17 protein-coding genes and 3 pseudogenes are annotated in these 16,363 nt (G+C 32.2%); 7 read left to right on the top strand and 13 right to left on the bottom strand.

Features of this window, described 5'->3' with window-relative positions; genetic code table 11:
- Positions 1 to 21: 21 nt before the first annotated feature.
- From NSQ89_RS08530 to NSQ89_RS08520, 3 genes are all read right to left on the bottom strand, one after another.
- Entirely contained in the window at positions 22 to 1,056 is a 1,035-nt protein-coding gene (locus tag NSQ89_RS08530) for a DUF2332 domain-containing protein (protein ID WP_341132484.1), read from the bottom strand.
- Between the two features lie 425 nt (positions 1,057 to 1,481).
- Complete coding sequence (locus NSQ89_RS08525; protein WP_341132483.1) at positions 1,482 to 3,104, bottom strand: putative polysaccharide biosynthesis protein; 1,623 nt, start codon at positions 3,102 to 3,104, stop codon at positions 1,482 to 1,484.
- 80 nt (positions 3,105 to 3,184) lie between these two features.
- Complete coding sequence (locus NSQ89_RS08520; protein WP_047944934.1) at positions 3,185 to 3,475, bottom strand: hypothetical protein; 291 nt, start codon at positions 3,473 to 3,475, stop codon at positions 3,185 to 3,187.
- Between the two features lie 429 nt (positions 3,476 to 3,904).
- Here NSQ89_RS08520 and NSQ89_RS08515 point away from each other — a divergent pair.
- The 3 genes and pseudogenes from NSQ89_RS08515 (at position 3,905) to NSQ89_RS08510 (ending at position 5,737) form a co-directional block, all read left to right on the top strand.
- A pseudogene (locus NSQ89_RS08515) lies at positions 3,905 to 4,744 on the top strand (alpha/beta fold hydrolase).
- Entirely contained in the window at positions 4,735 to 5,121 is a 387-nt protein-coding gene (locus tag NSQ89_RS25360; RefSeq protein WP_418789665.1) for a UPF0715 family protein, read from the top strand. Before NSQ89_RS08515 ends, NSQ89_RS25360 begins: the two are co-directional and overlap by 10 nt.
- A 37-nt stretch (positions 5,122 to 5,158) precedes the next feature.
- Complete coding sequence (locus NSQ89_RS08510; protein WP_061800431.1) at positions 5,159 to 5,737, top strand: hypothetical protein; 579 nt, start codon at positions 5,159 to 5,161, stop codon at positions 5,735 to 5,737.
- A gap of 46 nt (positions 5,738 to 5,783) precedes the next feature.
- On the opposite strand, the gene NSQ89_RS08505 is transcribed toward NSQ89_RS08510, so the two are convergent.
- The 3 genes and pseudogenes from NSQ89_RS08505 to NSQ89_RS08495 all read right to left on the bottom strand — a co-directional run bounded on the left by NSQ89_RS08505 (position 5,784) and on the right by NSQ89_RS08495 (position 7,229).
- Positions 5,784 to 6,053: a hypothetical protein gene (locus NSQ89_RS08505; protein WP_341132482.1), complete on the bottom strand. Its 270-nt coding sequence runs from the start codon at positions 6,051 to 6,053 to the stop codon at positions 5,784 to 5,786.
- A gap of 52 nt (positions 6,054 to 6,105) precedes the next feature.
- Positions 6,106 to 6,336: a hypothetical protein gene (locus NSQ89_RS08500; RefSeq protein WP_341132481.1), complete on the bottom strand. Its 231-nt coding sequence runs from the start codon at positions 6,334 to 6,336 to the stop codon at positions 6,106 to 6,108.
- Positions 6,337 to 6,564: 228 nt separating this feature from the next.
- Positions 6,565 to 7,229, bottom strand: a pseudogene (locus NSQ89_RS08495) (HAD family hydrolase).
- A 132-nt stretch (positions 7,230 to 7,361) separates the two neighbouring features.
- Between NSQ89_RS08495 and NSQ89_RS08490 the strand changes: the two are divergent.
- Together NSQ89_RS08490 and NSQ89_RS08485 are read left to right on the top strand one after the other, a co-directional pair.
- A complete protein-coding gene (locus tag NSQ89_RS08490; protein ID WP_341132480.1) occupies positions 7,362 to 7,760 on the top strand; it encodes a hypothetical protein in 399 nt (132 codons plus the stop codon).
- A gap of 35 nt (positions 7,761 to 7,795) precedes the next feature.
- Entirely contained in the window at positions 7,796 to 8,092 is a 297-nt protein-coding gene (locus NSQ89_RS08485) for a DUF3139 domain-containing protein (RefSeq protein WP_144545865.1), read from the top strand.
- Between the two features lie 91 nt (positions 8,093 to 8,183).
- On the opposite strand, the gene NSQ89_RS08480 is transcribed toward NSQ89_RS08485, so the two are convergent.
- The 6 genes from NSQ89_RS08480 to NSQ89_RS08455 form a co-directional block, all read right to left on the bottom strand.
- Positions 8,184 to 9,116: a DUF2268 domain-containing putative Zn-dependent protease gene (locus NSQ89_RS08480; protein WP_053215821.1), complete on the bottom strand. Its 933-nt coding sequence runs from the start codon at positions 9,114 to 9,116 to the stop codon at positions 8,184 to 8,186.
- Positions 9,117 to 9,326: 210 nt separating this feature from the next.
- Positions 9,327 to 9,929 carry a hypothetical protein gene (locus NSQ89_RS08475; RefSeq protein WP_336045574.1) on the bottom strand — a complete coding sequence of 201 codons (603 nt, stop codon included), beginning with the start codon at positions 9,927 to 9,929 and terminating at the stop codon, positions 9,327 to 9,329.
- Between the two features lie 358 nt (positions 9,930 to 10,287).
- A complete protein-coding gene (locus tag NSQ89_RS08470) occupies positions 10,288 to 10,743 on the bottom strand; it encodes an NUDIX hydrolase (protein ID WP_336045544.1) in 456 nt (151 codons plus the stop codon).
- Positions 10,744 to 11,009: 266 nt separating this feature from the next.
- Positions 11,010 to 12,224: a HAMP domain-containing sensor histidine kinase gene (locus tag NSQ89_RS08465; RefSeq protein WP_341132479.1), complete on the bottom strand. Its 1,215-nt coding sequence runs from the start codon at positions 12,222 to 12,224 to the stop codon at positions 11,010 to 11,012.
- Between the two features lie 416 nt (positions 12,225 to 12,640).
- Entirely contained in the window at positions 12,641 to 13,150 is a 510-nt protein-coding gene (locus NSQ89_RS08460) for a GNAT family N-acetyltransferase (protein ID WP_047944948.1), read from the bottom strand.
- A 206-nt stretch (positions 13,151 to 13,356) separates the two neighbouring features.
- Positions 13,357 to 14,199: a hypothetical protein gene (locus NSQ89_RS08455; RefSeq protein WP_047944949.1), complete on the bottom strand. Its 843-nt coding sequence runs from the start codon at positions 14,197 to 14,199 to the stop codon at positions 13,357 to 13,359.
- Positions 14,200 to 14,296: 97 nt separating this feature from the next.
- Between NSQ89_RS08455 and NSQ89_RS08450 the strand changes: the two are divergent.
- Both NSQ89_RS08450 and NSQ89_RS08445 read left to right on the top strand, forming a co-directional pair.
- Positions 14,297 to 15,148: pseudogene (locus NSQ89_RS08450) on the top strand (sugar nucleotide-binding protein).
- Positions 15,149 to 15,260: 112 nt separating this feature from the next.
- Positions 15,261 to 15,668, top strand: a complete 408-nt coding sequence (locus NSQ89_RS08445; protein WP_047944953.1) for a hypothetical protein — start codon at positions 15,261 to 15,263, stop codon at positions 15,666 to 15,668.
- A gap of 129 nt (positions 15,669 to 15,797) precedes the next feature.
- On the opposite strand, the gene NSQ89_RS08440 is transcribed toward NSQ89_RS08445, so the two are convergent.
- Positions 15,798 to 16,271 carry a DinB family protein gene (locus NSQ89_RS08440; RefSeq protein WP_341132478.1) on the bottom strand — a complete coding sequence of 158 codons (474 nt, stop codon included), beginning with the start codon at positions 16,269 to 16,271 and terminating at the stop codon, positions 15,798 to 15,800.
- Positions 16,272 to 16,363 lie beyond the last annotated feature (92 nt).

The raw sequence follows: 16,363 nt of genomic DNA, 5'->3' as shown, positions 1-16,363 counted from the left end.
TCCTAAAACTAAATTACTTCCTTATTTGATATCATTTTTTAACCATTTAAACCATCTTCCATGTCCGTCTGTTTCTGCAATGGTATTTTCACTCTTCTTACCGGCCATATAATAATCTAAGTGTAAGTATCTATCTTGAATATTATTATAAAGATGAAATACTTCTCTGTGCTTCCCGATTTCTTCCACGCTTTGTAACAGAAGCTCCTTCCCTTCTCTTGGTATTTGATTCGCTACATGGGTATGAAAGATGCAAATGGCACTGCCCTCTGGAATAGTTTCGGCATAATATGGCAGCATGCTTACTCCATCACCGCTCGCTACGTTCAAAGCACCTTCTCTTCTGTAATCTGCCGCTTTTTCAAATAAGAATAATCTCTCTCTATGTTCTGGCCATATCAATGCTTTTAGCCATAATCCTTCGTCTTTGTCATGTAAATCTATCGTATGTAAATCAAAACCAATCCTTGCCGTAACAGGAGGAGAAGTTTTCAATAAGAATGGCATATTTTCTCCTATTACAGTCGCAGTAATTGGCAGTTCTGACTCTGAATTTCCATACCATTCTTTACCGTATGAATAGGCATACTTATCCCACTGAAGCTGAAATCCTGCACTAGTGCCTATTTCGATTAACGCTAGCGGTTTCTTTGCTAGATTAAATATCATACAAAAAGCAGGATAAAGGTAAGAACATCTTCTCACCTCATTCGTTTGGACTAACTTCGTTTGGAGAATCCATATAATCTCCTTTTGATATTTGAGGCAGAAATCTTTAAAAATAGGAAACGAAGCCTTAGCTGTTTTGGGATTCTCTGTGATAATAGGGTAATAATCTTTTAGCGAGTGATTGGTCCCCTTTAACAGTAGGTAGTGAACTGCACCAAATAATAGATTTGGGACAGGCTGCCCCTCTCTAGCACATTCAGCAATATTAAGAAGCGTTTTATCCATTGCAATTTGTTTTGACAAAAGTTCGTAAATGAAGCTTGATCCCTTACATTCCTTTTCTGCAAAGGTTAAAAATGTTTGAGTCAGCATTTCATTAGTTTGCATTCTCCTAATCATCCCCTCATATGAATTGTACTCTCCCCTGTATAATGCTGTATGTGCTTAAATGCTTAAAAATTTTCTCTACTTATTATATGTAGTTTGGCTGATTTCCACCTTGCTTTGGCTGATAATTTCGGCGTTTGGCTGATTTCCCTCTTACTTTGGCTGATAATTTCCTAGTTTGGCTGATTTCCCTCTTACTTTGGCTGATAATTTCCTAGTTTGGCTGATTTCCCTCTTATTTTGGCTGATAAATTCGTTATTCAGCTGTTTCCCTTCATATTTTGACTGATATTATATACTTCTCTATTTAATTGAGAGCCTATTAATTTATTCAACATAACTCCCCATTATAATTTCAACTCCAAATATCTAGAATTCTCATATTAAATAGAAATAAAGCATAGTAGACTGCTTATCGCCACCAATTAAAAAGATTTATTGATATTCAACTTCTTTATTACTCGTATTGCTCGTTCCCCAAAGAGATGAATAATTAAATTAGACTTAACACTTAGACAAAAATAAATACTTATTCCCACAACCATACAAACAATCACTATAATACATGCGTCTAACTTAGCTTGAGTTGATAAAAATAAAGTTAATAGCATATAGGTAATTAGTGTTCCAATAAACATAACGAGTGTAAAGAATCCGATTTGCAGCACTCTTCTGATTACTAACCTTAAAGAATAGCCAGCAAACTTTTTTACCGCATAAAAATTAATAATAATTGCCACTAAATATCCTATACTTGTTGCTATTACTGCCCCACTTGTTGCAAAAATTTTGATAAGTGGTATGTTCAGACATAATTTCACAATCAAACCTACCAACAAACTTATAATAGTATATTTTTGCTTATTTATTCCTTGAAGGACCGCTGCTGTAATAGAGAAAAGGGAAAAGAGAATAGCTACCGGAGCATATATTCTTAATATGTCCGTACCAAGTTCTTTATGATGATAAAATAAGGTATAGACCGGTTCGGCAAGCAGCGAAAGACCTACAACAGCAGGTAATGTAAAGAATAGAACAATTTGAATTGTTTGATTCACTTGTTGAACTAAACTTACATGATCTTTTTCGGTATATGCTTTCGTAATGGCAGGCACTAACGTTAATGAAAAAGCAGTTGCTAAAGAGACTGGAATAATGACAAGTTTATGAGTATTTAAAGTCAAAACACCAAATGCAGTTACTACTTGATCTTTTAAGCCAATAGATTCCATTGCACCTTTGAAAGTAAGTTCATCAATAAACTGGAATAATGGATTTGCAAGACCTACAAAAATAAAAGGGATTGCATATACGATAATCTCTTTATATGTTTCCTTAAGCGAAACTTCAATGACTCCTTTATCTTCTAAAAGAAGCTTATCAAGATGGGGTTTTCTTTTATACCAATACCATAATAAGACTACTAAACTTCCAACTGCCCCTATAAATGCCGCAAAGGTTGCTACACTGACAGCAGTAACTAAACTTCCTTTTAAGAGATTTAATATAATATAGGCACCAGAAAGCATAAAAATAACTTGCACAATCTGCTCAACTACTTGAGAAACTGCCGAAGGTCCCATTGATTGATGCCCTTGAAAAAAACCTCTAATCAAACTCATTAAAGGAACAATCAGTAATCCAAAGCTAACCGCACGAATAACAGTTGTCCCATCTTGAACACTTACATCGGCGTTATCTGGAATGCTAGCTGCTGCTAAAATGGGCGCAAAGAAATATAAAATAACAAATGCGACAATTCCAGTACAACTCATCATAATAAGCCCAGATTTAAATAATTTTCTCCCTACTGCATACTCCTCTAGAGAATTATATTTAGAAACAAACTTTGCCACTGCTAATGGCAAGCCAGCAGTGGCTATACTTATAAAAATAGAATAAGGGATATAAGCCATTGAGTATAAAGCATTTCCTTTTTCCCCTACTATATGATAAAAAGGAATAACATAGAGCATGCCAAGAACTTTTGAGATAATTGTTCCTAGCGTTAAAAGAAATGTTCCTCTTAGAAGTTTTGATGTTTCCATTAAATCCATCCTTTAATTATCTTTTCAAATAAATAAACCATTAAAATTAAATTTAAGTGGCATTAACCCCACTATAATTCTTATTTTTCTGAAATTCCATTTGCCAACAACAAAAAATATGTCCAAATGGTTATTGGAATCATCAAAATAATATTAGATAGAATACTAAAAATTTTTATGCTTTTATTATTAGATTGTATACCTATAATAAGTGAAACAAGTAGACCTAAGTCAATTAATAAATATAAGGATATTGGTATCCACAGAGTTAAATTAGACCCCCTTACAAAAAGAAAAACTGCAATTGAGGCTAAGAATAAGAATAATGTTAAAATAAGGGATATAAATTCTTTCTTATTTTTTTGTGACAAGTTTTCCCCTCCTTTATTAATAGATTATAAAGTACTTATTGAAAAAAGACCAATATATGGTAATAAAATATGATGCAAATTAAATAAGATATAGAGCGTTTAAAAAGTGATGGAATTAATCGCCCTTAGAAGAATTCCTCTTGGTGCTGCAATAACTATGAAGTAAAAAATGTCTAGAAGATTGAGCTTAATAAATGCTTCGTTTTTTTTATCCTATCATATTACCTGCAGGATATAATTTTTCGATTGTCTTACGAAAACTGTTTATTACTTCTCTCCCAGATGCTAAAATATGGTAACAACTATGTAGTGCTTTCAACAAATATCCGGCATGATGCTGAGTTTATAAAATTAGCAGATTAATAAGTACATCTTCTATATCCTCATACATAACAAGAGATTAACTTATTGCATTTGAAGGGAGTATATATGAATAAATGGGCTAGAAAACTATTAAATACCTCTAGGGGAAAATTCGAAATTTTTATTAAAGGGCAAGGTGAACCTCTTTGTATAACCCATCACTATACAGAATTTAATGAGACAGGAGATTATTTTGCAGAATCCTTTGTCGATACGCATGAAGTATTTCTTGTTAATCTCAGAGAAGCAGGTAGCTCCGATAAGGCTACTCAACCGTATGAACTAGGGTTACTAGAGTCTATCTTCGACTTAGAAGCAATACGGGAAGCATTAGGATTTAAAAAATGGAACTTGGCAGGACATTCCACTGGGGTATTCTAGGAGTTATTTATGGGATATATTGCTCTAACAGTTTGAGAAAACTTGTTTTAGTAGGAGCTGCTGCAAGAGAATCCTGATTGTATATACAATGATAAACATCCATCCTTTAAGAAAATGCAAGATTTGATGGAAAAGATAAAACAATCTGATTTATCAATTACAGAAAAGATGAGAATTACGAAAGAACGAACAAAGTTATCCTTATATACTCCTGAAAACTATGGAGAGTATTTTTCCCTTCCTATTCAAAAGAAAATATCCTCGATTAGACTGAACTATTTTAGCCGGGAAGTGCAACTTTTTGATGTTACTAGGAAGCTTAAGCTGATTTCAACTCCAACATTAATCATTTGTGGAAAATTCGATGTTCAGTGCCCTCTTTCCTATTCGCTTGAAATGAATAAGTGCATTCCTCATTCGAAATTATTGATATTTAATCAAAGCAATCATTATCCGTTTCTAGAAGAAGCTTCACGATTTAAGGATGAAATAGATGCATTTATGGGGGGAATTTCATGCAATTAAAGAAGATAGATATTGATATGATCGCTCGCTCGTTGCTTACTTCTCTGATCTCCGCTATTTGCGTTAGTACGATTTACCTTATTAGTTCTTCTTATTTTAGTTTGTTGGGAATACTAATATTTAGTTTTATTTTCTTTTGCTTTTATTTGGTTATCGCGTCGCCGCTGCAAATTTTCCTAAATCAAAGACCAAAGAAATTTAGTATTCTCTACCTAGCGATCTATAATATTTTTTCTGGGGTTGTCATATGGATTGTTGCCATGTTTTTTGATATGAAAGATCCTTTCCATTCTTCCATCTTTTATTTTCTATTTATTTTGTGTGCATCTCTTTTTTGGATAGTTGATTCTCTGTTACTTCAGAAAAAAGCGGAATAAATATTGAAATCTGGTGTAAGAAATAAGGAGGAAACCGATGAAAAACTCATTACAAATAATAGCAGAAGCTTCTTATTCATTAAATTTTTTGGTTTATGTTCAAAATATCTTTCTCAACCAAAATAAAAATAAGGATAATTGGAAATTCCCCTATCTCCTAACAACTTGTGAGTTTCGAAAGGATTTTTTATTACAGTATCGCGGCTTATGGACTAAGATAACGAAAAGTATTTCTGAGAATAGAGATATTGACCAGGATATTTTCTATAATGAAAAACACTTATTTTATCATGAATTGTGTGATGTTACTGTCGATAATCTAACTGCTTTTAATCAAATATATGATTCCTTTTTCACTTGGTGGACAAGTCTAGCAGGTGGATTTTCCATTGAAAGGGCTATGGGCGAAACAATAGAGCATATCTATCATGATGTTTCAACTAAACTATTAGAAGAAAAAATCATCCCCAAAAAACCATTACATATTAACTTTATTTATGATAATTCTATAATAGAAGATTTAACCGCTTTTTCCTATTTCGCTGTATTATCAATAAATGATTGTATACTTCATTATAAAGAGGCCGTTGCTCGAATTAAGATTTGTGTAGATTAATTAGCTTCTATAATGGATTCAAAGTTATTTTTCATTTATAGAAGCCTTAACTTAATAACAAACTACCTACTTCTTCCCAGTCCTTCACTCTCGTTATTCGTTCGTGCTTACACATTTGATTGTATGGCTTATCAAGTAGCAATACATCTATTCCACTATTTGCAATAGAAAATGCATGGGCAGGGTTGTCTTCAATAAATAGAGTGACATTATGAATTAAAGCACATTCAGGCTTACCATTTATATATTCTGAAGCGCATACTATATCATCTATGGGCAACTTATTTTTAACAACCCAAAGTTCCGCTGAATTCATCCAAGCTTTTGACCTGCCCGTCATGATTGATAGTTTTGAAGTTTTGCTTAGTTCACTGTACATCAATTAAAAATGGATATGGTTTAGCTGAATGCAGTTCCTTTTGATTGTTTGTAAAAAAATCTACAAATGCTTCAAAGGAATATCCATATAAATCCGAAACTCCGTACTCTACCATTTCTTCGTAATCCAAATTTTTGTTATGTATTTTATTTAAAAGTTTTACAATCGATTTTCTCATATCAACAAGTGTATCATCAAAATCTATTCCAATATGGTTCATATAGCCCCTCGCTTTTTATGTCTTTCTCTTAAAATATTTTTTAGAACACCTAGTATATATTGCTTTATTTTTAGCACTAAACCCCCAAAAAACGCGGAACTTTTACTCTTTCTCTATATAGTTCTTGGACCATTTTCTGTTTTTTTAATTTCTCTTCCTTGTCTCGCTTCATCCCTTTTATAACTTATACGCTTCTCGACTTAAAATATCATTCCATTTAGCGTGGTTCTATTCTTTCATTAACTTTTCTATAATGAAAGGCAATTCTCCTAAATCATCTACAATTAAATCTGCTTCGGCATTTCTCCAATGCAAATCCTTCTTCCAAATCCCTTTCATCCCTACTTTTTTCGCAGCAAGCACATCATTTTCTGGATGGTCTCCTACAAATATAGCTTCGTTTGCCTGCACATTCAGTATGTTTAAAGCTTTATTAAATATCCTAGGATCCGGCTTTTTTATCCCTTCCCATTCGGAAACCAAAATGACATCAAAATATTTTTCTATCTGCAAAGCAAATTATCCATTTGAAATTGTCCAAAGCCATTGGTTATCATTCCTAAAAGAAGATTCTGGCTCTTTAATCCCTCCAACATCTTCTTAAGATTGGGAAAAGGCATGCAGTGATTTTTAAATTGGCTAAGATAATCTTGTAAGAGCTCTTCCCATGTTATCTCCTTAACCTCAAATTCAGCTGCTAATTGTTGATATACCTTATCCTTCCAAACATAGCCGCGTTGATCCAATTCAATAAATCTCTTTATATATGTATCTTTGGGAATATGGCCAAGCTCTATATTTAATCTATCATATTGACAATCCACAAACATTTCTATTGATGCATCTCTATTTAATAAGGTACCATCTAAATCAAATATAATCGCTTTAATCATGGTTAATTGTCGATCCCCCTCCCTAATGTTAAAATTTTTTCTCTGTACTAAATTCATTTTTTTAAACGATTCTCCTTTTCAATTACATTATTTGTTAAAATAAAGAAAGTGAAGAGATTGGAGGAAGACAACATGCTTAAAAGAAAAGTAGTATCAGCTATTCTGACTTTATTTTTATCCACTTTTGTATTCACTGTTTTTCTTCCACTAGACTCATTTTTTACTCAACCGGTTATTCAAGATGTTGATTTAAAAGAAGATCTTATAAGCTATACTCTTTTTTTCAGCTTAGGTTTACTTCTATATGGACTTCCGATCTCTATCTTAATAGAGAAAATAACAAGCAAACTTCCTCAAGGCAGGCTTGCATTTAGCTTTATATTATATGTTTTCTTTGGTTTTCTACCTTTCTTTTTTCTTTGGATTTTCACTATTTACTCCTTAAGTATATCTATTATGTTCTTGCTTATGGATGAATTAATAAGACGATTTAGAGAAGAAAAAAATCGTATCATAAACAATGTTTATTAGTTATCGATAAATCCTTTAAAAGGAGGAGCAAACACTTGAAGAAAAAAGCGCTTATTTTCTTTACAACCGTGACTTGGTTAATGATACTATGCCCTTTTGCTCTATTAGGATATATCAACTATCAAAAATATCAAGAAGAGGAAATACTTGAAATTGATACTTCCATGACAAAAGCAAGCTATCACTTTACCACGTTTGTGACTTTTAGAGATGAACCGAACCAAAAATATGAATATATACGTATTGATAAGGAAATTAGACAAGCTTCCCCCAATCCTAATGAAGAGGAGGAACATTTATATAAACACCTTGATTTTAACAAATATAATTAGTTAAAATTCAAATTTTCCCATCTCTTACACTGTTTTGCTGGAGAATGTTTTGTATTAGAGTAAAAGGGATTAGTTCGATATGTAACTTCCATTATTGATAATGTTCGTTGTATTTTCCTTCTTCATAAATTTCTCTTGCGCCAAGAGCTGTCCATTCTTGGGGTGTTAAATCTGGATGTAAATCTAAATAGGATCTCATCATTTGATAACCCACATTGTAACCATAATTATAAGGCAATCCATTCCCGCCCGATATTATTTCTGCTGCCCTGTAGGGATCTTCTTGGAATAAATCTGGTTCAATTTGATTCCAATCATCCTTATTAAAATTGTAATTAATAGTAGTTAGAGAAATATCTGGATATACAAGCTTTTCAAATATTACTGCTTTCCCTTCAAGAATTAAGTTATCCAATACGGTATGAGAGTGAGAATTATTAAAGTACATTTCCGTCCACACACTATGATGATATTCGTGAGCAATTCCTGCTTTAAGAGTTTCCTCATTAAAAAGTTCATTGTATAATACACTGATTTTTCCTGCTCCCTCTGTAAACATTAAAGTTGTACTCTTAGTTGCCTCTGTAGGATAAATACATATATTCGTTTTTTGATTTGATGGTATATAATTAGAAGATTTTATTAAACTTTCCTCAATGGCTGAATTTATAGCCTTCACATCCATTGTTTGAATGATATTATTAACTTCTTCTCTATTTTCTGGTGCTTTAACAGTCTCTGTGAAATACTCTGCATCCTGATAACATGCCTCATAAATAGGATTAATTACTTCCTCTTCAAACACCTGACTTTCTGACATATTTACATCCTCTTTTATTCTTTTTTCGAAGTTCTCATATAGTTTATATACGTGAATTATATGGTACGATTGACCAGTTTCAGGATGTTGAAATGAGTATGTAAGTCCTTCTTTTACCTTTTTTTCTTGTTCTACTATCTCATTTTGTTGACATGACGATAATAAGAAAATAGTAAACATCAAATAATATTTAATTCCCCGCAAAGTTACACCTTGCCTCCCATAGATTTTTCATAATTTATACGTTCTAAGCACGTAAAAGTTCCCGAACATTCTAATAATTCTTCATAGAAAAGGAGAAGAAAATAGAAAGGACTACCGAGAAGAGAAATAGAAGATAATTTTTTAAACCCTCCTCTACTTATTTTGATAGAATATACTACTAAGCAGTTAGATACTTATATAGGAGTAAAACTATTTGTCCAAAGAAAAAACGAATTCAAGACCAGTTGGCTTTCTTTTGAGAGGCTCATTGTATTCCTTGAATATTAATTTAATGTTTGACATATTATCAGGTAAGGGTGGCGTTACAACGAATTCAAATGATATGTGCCCACCGGAAGCTCCACCATGATCGTTTCGACAGTCGTAATCAATATGAGTGCCATCGATGGAAAGTTCTATAAATATAAAATGGTGCATATCTCCAGGCTTCTCTTCGGAGACATCCTTATCAATATTCAAGTGAACTACACTGGCATTTTTATATTGACGAATGAATGGTACTGAATAGAAAACATTATTATCTTCATACGATTTTAAAACTGGTTTATTTTTCAGAAATCCTTTAGGTACTTCTATTGGTTTATACATATCCTCTCTTGGTAAGTGGCTAAAAACATCATTTAAAAAATCCCCATTCAAATTATATTTTTTAGACCAAATAGCAATATGCTGCGAAGTTGGATCTCCAGGATCACTTGATATTATTTTTCTTTGACTTATTAATTCACATATTTTTTCATCAATTGACTCCACACGTTTATCATAATAGTTACCATACGATTCAAGTGTCATTTTGTACTCTCCTATACTCACGTTTTTATTTCCAATATAACACATTATAGGAAATATTTTAAATTGAATAACAAATCACTTATAGTGTCAATTTTATTAGTCTTTCATTTTTTTTTATTTTTTTGTTAGCAAAAAGCAACCGAATTATATAACCCAAAGATGGGAGAATAGAATAAGAATAATTTGTCCTAGAAATTATAAGAGAGAACTATAGAATCACCTAAAATTCTGCAGCAATTCTATTAAGTTCAGCAGGATTCTTTATAATAAGTCAATGGCCACAATTTACAATCTCCATTAATCTAGCATGTGGAATAAAACCTAGAAGCAGCTGCTTTATTTTAATTGGTGTTAATAATTATCTAAATAATTTCAAATACCCTTTTAAAAGGGTTCTTATAATAGGAGACACAGTTATTGATTGTTTTACAACGTGATTCTTATTCTGTAAATAGTTTTTAATTTGTTTTCTTCTATTAGGAACCATATTTAATGGTAAATGATGTATATTTACCCATGCAACTTTTTCTGTTTCTGGTCCTTCTTCTATTAGATTTCCTCCTTTCACTTCCCCCAAGAATAAATACTGCATATCATTGAATTGCGGTTGGAAATATTCCCCGATTTTCCGTTTAATTTGAATAATGTATCCAGTTTCTTCTTCTGTTTCTCGAATGGCACAGTCTTCTAATGTTTCGTCCTTTTCCCATCTACCTCCAGGTAAATCCCAAATTGGAACATCCTTCCGTTTCGTCAATAAGACTTGTCCCTTGTCATTTATTACTATCGTAAAGCAACCTGATGTTTTTGCCATTTTCCTATCCTCTCAACCTTTTTCTTTTAAATAATTTTAACAGATTTTTCTAAAAATACGAACTACGAGTCTATATAAATAGGAAAAGGATAATAATAGTTTCCCAAGAAGTTTTAGGCTTCAAATTATTTAGATAGCTTTCTTTTTGAGCCTAGTTATTTATTTCATAAAAACAAAAGCCATTAATCATTGTGTTTCAACAATGATTAATGGCTTCCTGGTAGAATACTTAGTGATGTACTAAAAATGTATAATATAAGCGAGTATTATTTCTGTGCAATAGGAAAAGTAACGGTAACTTCTGTTCCTTTTCCTTCCTCACTCTTAAAACGAATGGTTCCATCATACTTTTCGATAATATTATAGCAAATCATTAAACCAAGCCCAGTTCCTTTCGCTTTTAAGGAATAGAAAGGCGTTCCTATCTGCTCTAATTGTTCTTCGTTCATCCCTGTACCGTTATCGATAATTACAATTTTTAATTCGTCTAATTCTCCTATTAATTTTACATGGATGGTATCACCAGGCTGGGAGGCTTCAATCGCATTTTTCAATAAATTTACGAATAGTTGTTTAAATTCCATGATATTACATTGAATCTTATAGTCTGTTTCACTTTCTAATTCAATATGTATCGTATCATTCATTGCATATGAATTCAGTAAGTCCATCACTGTATGAAGAGCTAGTTTAACGGAAATAATCTCTGTCTTCGTTTCGCTTGGTTTAGCTAATGATAAAAAATCTGAAATAACTGTCTCAGCTGCTTCTAGCTCATCTAACATCAGCTTATATTGTTTTTTTATATGTTCAGGTATTTCCTTATCCTTTTCATGAAGCTGGATAAATCCTTTTACTACCGTAATAGGATTGCGAATTTCATGTGCAACAGCTGCCGCAAGCTGTCCAGTTGTCCGCAGCTTTTCAGCTTGCTTAACTTGAACATAATATAGCTCTTGATCCTTCATTCTTTTTTGAAAAAGCAGGAAAAGAAATAGCAGCAAAAGCTGTGTCCCCAAGAAATTAGTGATAACTCCTATAAAATCCAAATAGCTATAACTATGTATGCCAGGGGTATTATTCATCATCAAATAAATAATTACGCATAACATAATAGTAATGTTCCCTAACAATGTAATATAAAATAATCTAATATGTAAAAATAAGACAGGAATAACTGGGATAAAACAAATCAGCAATATCAAAGCAAATCTGTCAGGAAACCGTAAATACATAAAGAAAAAGTAAGCAGACATCAAAAAAATAATCGTTGCTCTAAAATTTAATGTATCTTTTTTGGGAAAAATGACTAGTAGAATAGAAATACTTACAACGAATAAACATTGCAAGATTAAAGACAACGAAATAATTCGATCATCCTCTATGTAAACTATCACTGTCCCTGCGCTCATTAATATGATGAATAAGCCAATAATCATACGATAAAGCTTTATACTAGGTAAAAATTCATTGTCTATCATTAAAACAGTCCTCACATTATATTAAATTGCAGGTTATTTAAATGCTTCTGAAAAATGGTACATCATAATCATAACTGATGTTTTTATAGTACACAATTTGTAATCTTTATTCACTAAGACGTTCAATTTCTTGTCATACGAAGGGTAAGCTTTTTATACTCACTACTATGTAAAATTCTATTTTACCTTATTGTTCCAACTTTTTGTAGTCTAATCTGACTATTCCTTTTTGTTAATTCTATATTATTGCCGTGATTATCATTTATTTAAAAATCCCTATGGTTCATTTATTAGCATTATTCGATCATTGTTTCCATTTAAAAGAATTCAAAAGACCACCTAAGAAATCAAATTAGATGGTCTACTTAAATACATATGGAAAAATGTGTACATTTATAGTTAATTACTTTCTGCTTTTAAATTACTCGACAATATCGCAAGGAAGTGTAACTCTCTCCTTCTACATTGCCGTATGTATCTTGTTCTTTCTTAAAAATAAATCCTTTCGCTTCATAGAATGGGATTCCTTTTTGATTACCTTTCGCTACTGACACCCATTGCTCACTTGCTGCGAACTCTTCCTTCTGCTGTTTTGTGAGAACATCTAATAATTTTGTACCAATGCCTTCATTCCGTCTATCCGGACTGATGTAAAAAACAAACACTTCGCCAGCGGTATCATTTATCATGCCACCACCGATGGCACCAACTACTTCATCATTATCAATGGCAACAAAATAGCCTCCCCATTCTCTACTTGTTTCCGTAACTTCCCTGTGAATTCTTTCCCGATTATAAAACGTTGAAATAATTCTAGTAATATATTCTTTTGAACAGAGATCTTCATATGTTGCCCAGTAGCCATCCCTGCAAACCTTCGCAATTCCTTCTACATCTTTCGGTTCCGCTTTTCTAACTTCAATCACAATCTCATCCCCTGTTATTTATATTATGTAACACCCATTAACACAAAGGTCGGGAAATTGTATTTTCTATCCATCTGGATCTGCCTCAACAACTTCACATTCACGATTAATAGGTCCTTGGACAATTCTACAGTCTGCTTTCTTAATGGCAGACACAGAAAGTTCTATAGTATCAACCTGTAACTAAATGATTTTCCTCTATTACTTTATATTTTCATATTTCTTTCCATATTAGGATTATAAACTTGCAGCCATTTTTCCGTGATACTTATCATCCATTCTCCCAATTCATTTAAAAAATTTATAATAACTTCTGAATTACTTATTGGATTAACAGCATACTCCAGTGCTTGTTTCATTTCGGATTCTTTGCTTGGAAAATGTTCAGAAAATAGTTTATATGCCGGGTACAGATCCCTTGTGTATTTGTTTTCTTCCACTAGAACCAGTGCTAGTCCTGCCCTAACAATGATTTTCATTATCCATCTGCAGCAATCCAATACATCTTCAACATCTTCGTTCCCAGTAAGTTCTTCTTTTGCTTGTTGAATTTGACTTCTTAAATTCACAAGATGTTCATTGGCAAGTGTTTTGTCTGCTTTATAGTTAGGTAAAAAAACACTTATATCTTTTCCGTAAACACAAATGCTATGAGTTTTTATCATAAACGGGATTATTGAAAAGTTAGTAGTCTCTAAAATATTTTCAATAAAATAGAAACTAAGTTCAACGCCATCAACTGCTTTAAAGTTTTCATTTAAAGCTTGTTCTGCCTTATCCACCCAATTTAAGTCAATGGCATCAATATTTTTATTGGTAATAGCTATCGTATCCAAATCTGATACATTATCTATTCCTAATCCGCGAGGAATAGAACCCCTAATATACACACTATGTAAATGTTCTCCTAAATAAGATTGATATGTTTCTATTACCGCATCTATAATATATTTAAATTCAGGTTTTATGGCATTTATACTCGAATCATTTATGATATGGCCTCTTGAATCTGTCCGACAAAAATGCCCAATATTTTTAATTTCTATCAATAATCTCTCCTTTAAAAGAATTTCATGATTCTTCCAATTAAATTATGATACTATTATATTAACAGATTTTTCTAAACTCGGACTAGGAGTATTGCTTATGAAAATTATCATATTAGGGTCAACTGGATTTTTAGGATCTTCCTTATTTGCACTTGCCTCATCCATCTCTGATTTTTCTGTTTACGGAACTTCCCGTTTTCCAAATGCCCATTCACATATTTTACAACTGGATATAAATAACAAACCTCAAGTAACACAACTAATGAACCATATTAATCCTGATGTTGTTATTTGGTCTTTGATGGATGGAGAAAATGAAATGTAGCTTATTGAGAATGGCCTCAACAATATATTAACTGCCATTCCCCCAAAAACAAAATTAATATATTTGTCAACAGATGCTGTTTTTGTCGACGGCAAAGGTAACTATTCTGAAACAGATCTACCAGGATTCCTACTCAGCGAAGCACCGTTATCTACATATATAAATGCTAAACACATCGGGGAAAATTTACTCCTTACAAATCATACAAACCATATAATTATTCGTACAGGTCCTATTTATGGCAAAGATACTAATCAAAATATTGAAGCTAGAACAAAACGTCTCATTCATGAAATTAAAAAGTATGGATATGCGAATACCCCTGCCAATACGTTCAAAACGTTTGTTCATATTGATGATTTATCAAAAGCAATAATCGAAATCATCAATATGAATTTAACAGGCGTTTTACACGTTGGTCCAATACAGAAAGAAAGCTATTATTCTTTTTATGTCAAAAGATTATCGCAACTTGGATTTGCAACTACCAATCTTCTGCCCTTTTCCATTAACAAGTACGAAAAAGCTTTTCATGCTTTTGATACTTCTTTAAATACCCAAAAAGCCGCTAGCTTACTGAAAACATACTTTCGCAATGTTGAGGAGCAAAGCGGTATAGAATAGAAAGGAAGACAAATTAAAAAATAATCTTTTTAAAAATTATTAGATAAACTGTTATTTATTTTTTATAGAATAAAGTCCAACAATTTCTAGAAAATAATGGAGGTTTTATAAAATGAAATTTTTCTTAAAGTTACATGTTATTAGTATGCTATATGCTCTTATATTTTTTGTTCCGATCGAACTAATGTTAAATGTTTATAGGATTAACAGACTGACAAATTGGGAATTTGGAACGATAAATATGTTAACTGGTACAGCCATTATTGTTGAATTTGTGGTCGGTACAATACTAATCATTCTTTTAACGAAAAAGTGGTTGGATGGGCGAAAGGCAAGTTTTTGGACTATCCTTCTTTGGCTGCCATATCTTGTACTTTTGGTTTATCTATTTGCTGTTTTATTTCCAATGACTCATGGTGAAGATGAGCCTAACCCAGTTACTGGTCTTTTAGCAATAGGAGGATTGATGATTTATCCTTTTTATATATTAATACTTAATTTTTCACTTTATAAAAGGTGAAAACAACAATTAGACTCTTTAGTTCAAAACGCACCATTGTATTTCAACAAAGCCTATAAATGAAAAAATAGCAATTATTCATTTAAGTCAATGGATGTTTAAATAAGCGATTTCCTTGCTAATAGCATATTATCTCCAACTTTTTTGCAGCTTCCGAATGTAAACAATTTGTCCAATGTGGTAGGCGTTATGAGTAGACAAATTTCCTAGAACTTGCCACCACTTTGCCTTCTCCGGGAAACCAATTACATCATTATCTACCTTTTCTTGCGTCAGTAGGTCTTGCCATTGAAGCAGAACAGCTAAGAGGGACTTTTTTAAGTCAGCAAACGTTTTATTTTCTGAAATAATAAAGCTTTCATTATTATCATTTATGGAAGCAACAGCATTTACATGAGATTCTTTGTATCTCTTTTGCCAAGTTTCATTCCAGTAAAGAAGATGTTGGACAATTTCTACAATACTATTACTTTCATCATTAGGTTTCCAAAAAGCTTCTTCCTCTGTGAAATTTACAACTGATTCAGAAAACGGTACATACCAGCTAGGATCGTTCGCATTTGCTAACAATTGATCTTCCAAAACGTCTTTAGCAAGAGACATAACCAATCACACTCCTTCTTATTATAAATATTCTATTTCGACGACCTTCTGAAAACTCCTGTATTATTACATTATTATATATTTTTTTCCTC

The sequence above is a fragment of the Niallia sp. FSL R7-0648 genome, from assembly GCF_038007005.1.
In the GTDB taxonomy this organism is placed as follows: Bacteria; Bacillota; Bacilli; order Bacillales; family Cytobacillaceae; genus Niallia; species Niallia circulans.
The sequence above is the reverse complement of the archived record's forward strand: the minus strand, read 5'-3'. Positions and strand labels throughout refer to the sequence as shown.

Coding starts and splice junctions, on each gene's coding strand:
- NSQ89_RS08465 (WP_341132479.1), bottom strand. CDS start 12,224: ATGATAGACAATGAATTTTTACCTAGTATAAAGCTTTATCGTATGATT.
- NSQ89_RS08505 (WP_341132482.1), bottom strand. CDS start 6,053: ATGAATTCAGCGGAACTTTGGGTTGTTAAAAATAAGTTGCCCATAGAT.
- NSQ89_RS25360 (WP_418789665.1), top strand. CDS start 4,735: ATGCAATTAAAGAAGATAGATATTGATATGATCGCTCGCTCGTTGCTT.
- NSQ89_RS08470 (WP_336045544.1), bottom strand. CDS start 10,743: ATGGCAAAAACATCAGGTTGCTTTACGATAGTAATAAATGACAAGGGA.
- NSQ89_RS08500 (WP_341132481.1), bottom strand. CDS start 6,336: ATGAACCATATTGGAATAGATTTTGATGATACACTTGTTGATATGAGA.
- NSQ89_RS08475 (WP_336045574.1), bottom strand. CDS start 9,929: ATGACACTTGAATCGTATGGTAACTATTATGATAAACGTGTGGAGTCA.
- NSQ89_RS08525 (WP_341132483.1), bottom strand. CDS start 3,104: ATGGAAACATCAAAACTTCTAAGAGGAACATTTCTTTTAACGCTAGGA.
- NSQ89_RS08530 (WP_341132484.1), bottom strand. CDS start 1,056: ATGCAAACTAATGAAATGCTGACTCAAACATTTTTAACCTTTGCAGAA.
- NSQ89_RS08510 (WP_061800431.1), top strand. CDS start 5,159: ATGAAAAACTCATTACAAATAATAGCAGAAGCTTCTTATTCATTAAAT.
- NSQ89_RS08440 (WP_341132478.1), bottom strand. CDS start 16,271: ATGTCTCTTGCTAAAGACGTTTTGGAAGATCAATTGTTAGCAAATGCG.
- NSQ89_RS08490 (WP_341132480.1), top strand. CDS start 7,362: ATGCTTAAAAGAAAAGTAGTATCAGCTATTCTGACTTTATTTTTATCC.
- NSQ89_RS08445 (WP_047944953.1), top strand. CDS start 15,261: ATGAAATTTTTCTTAAAGTTACATGTTATTAGTATGCTATATGCTCTT.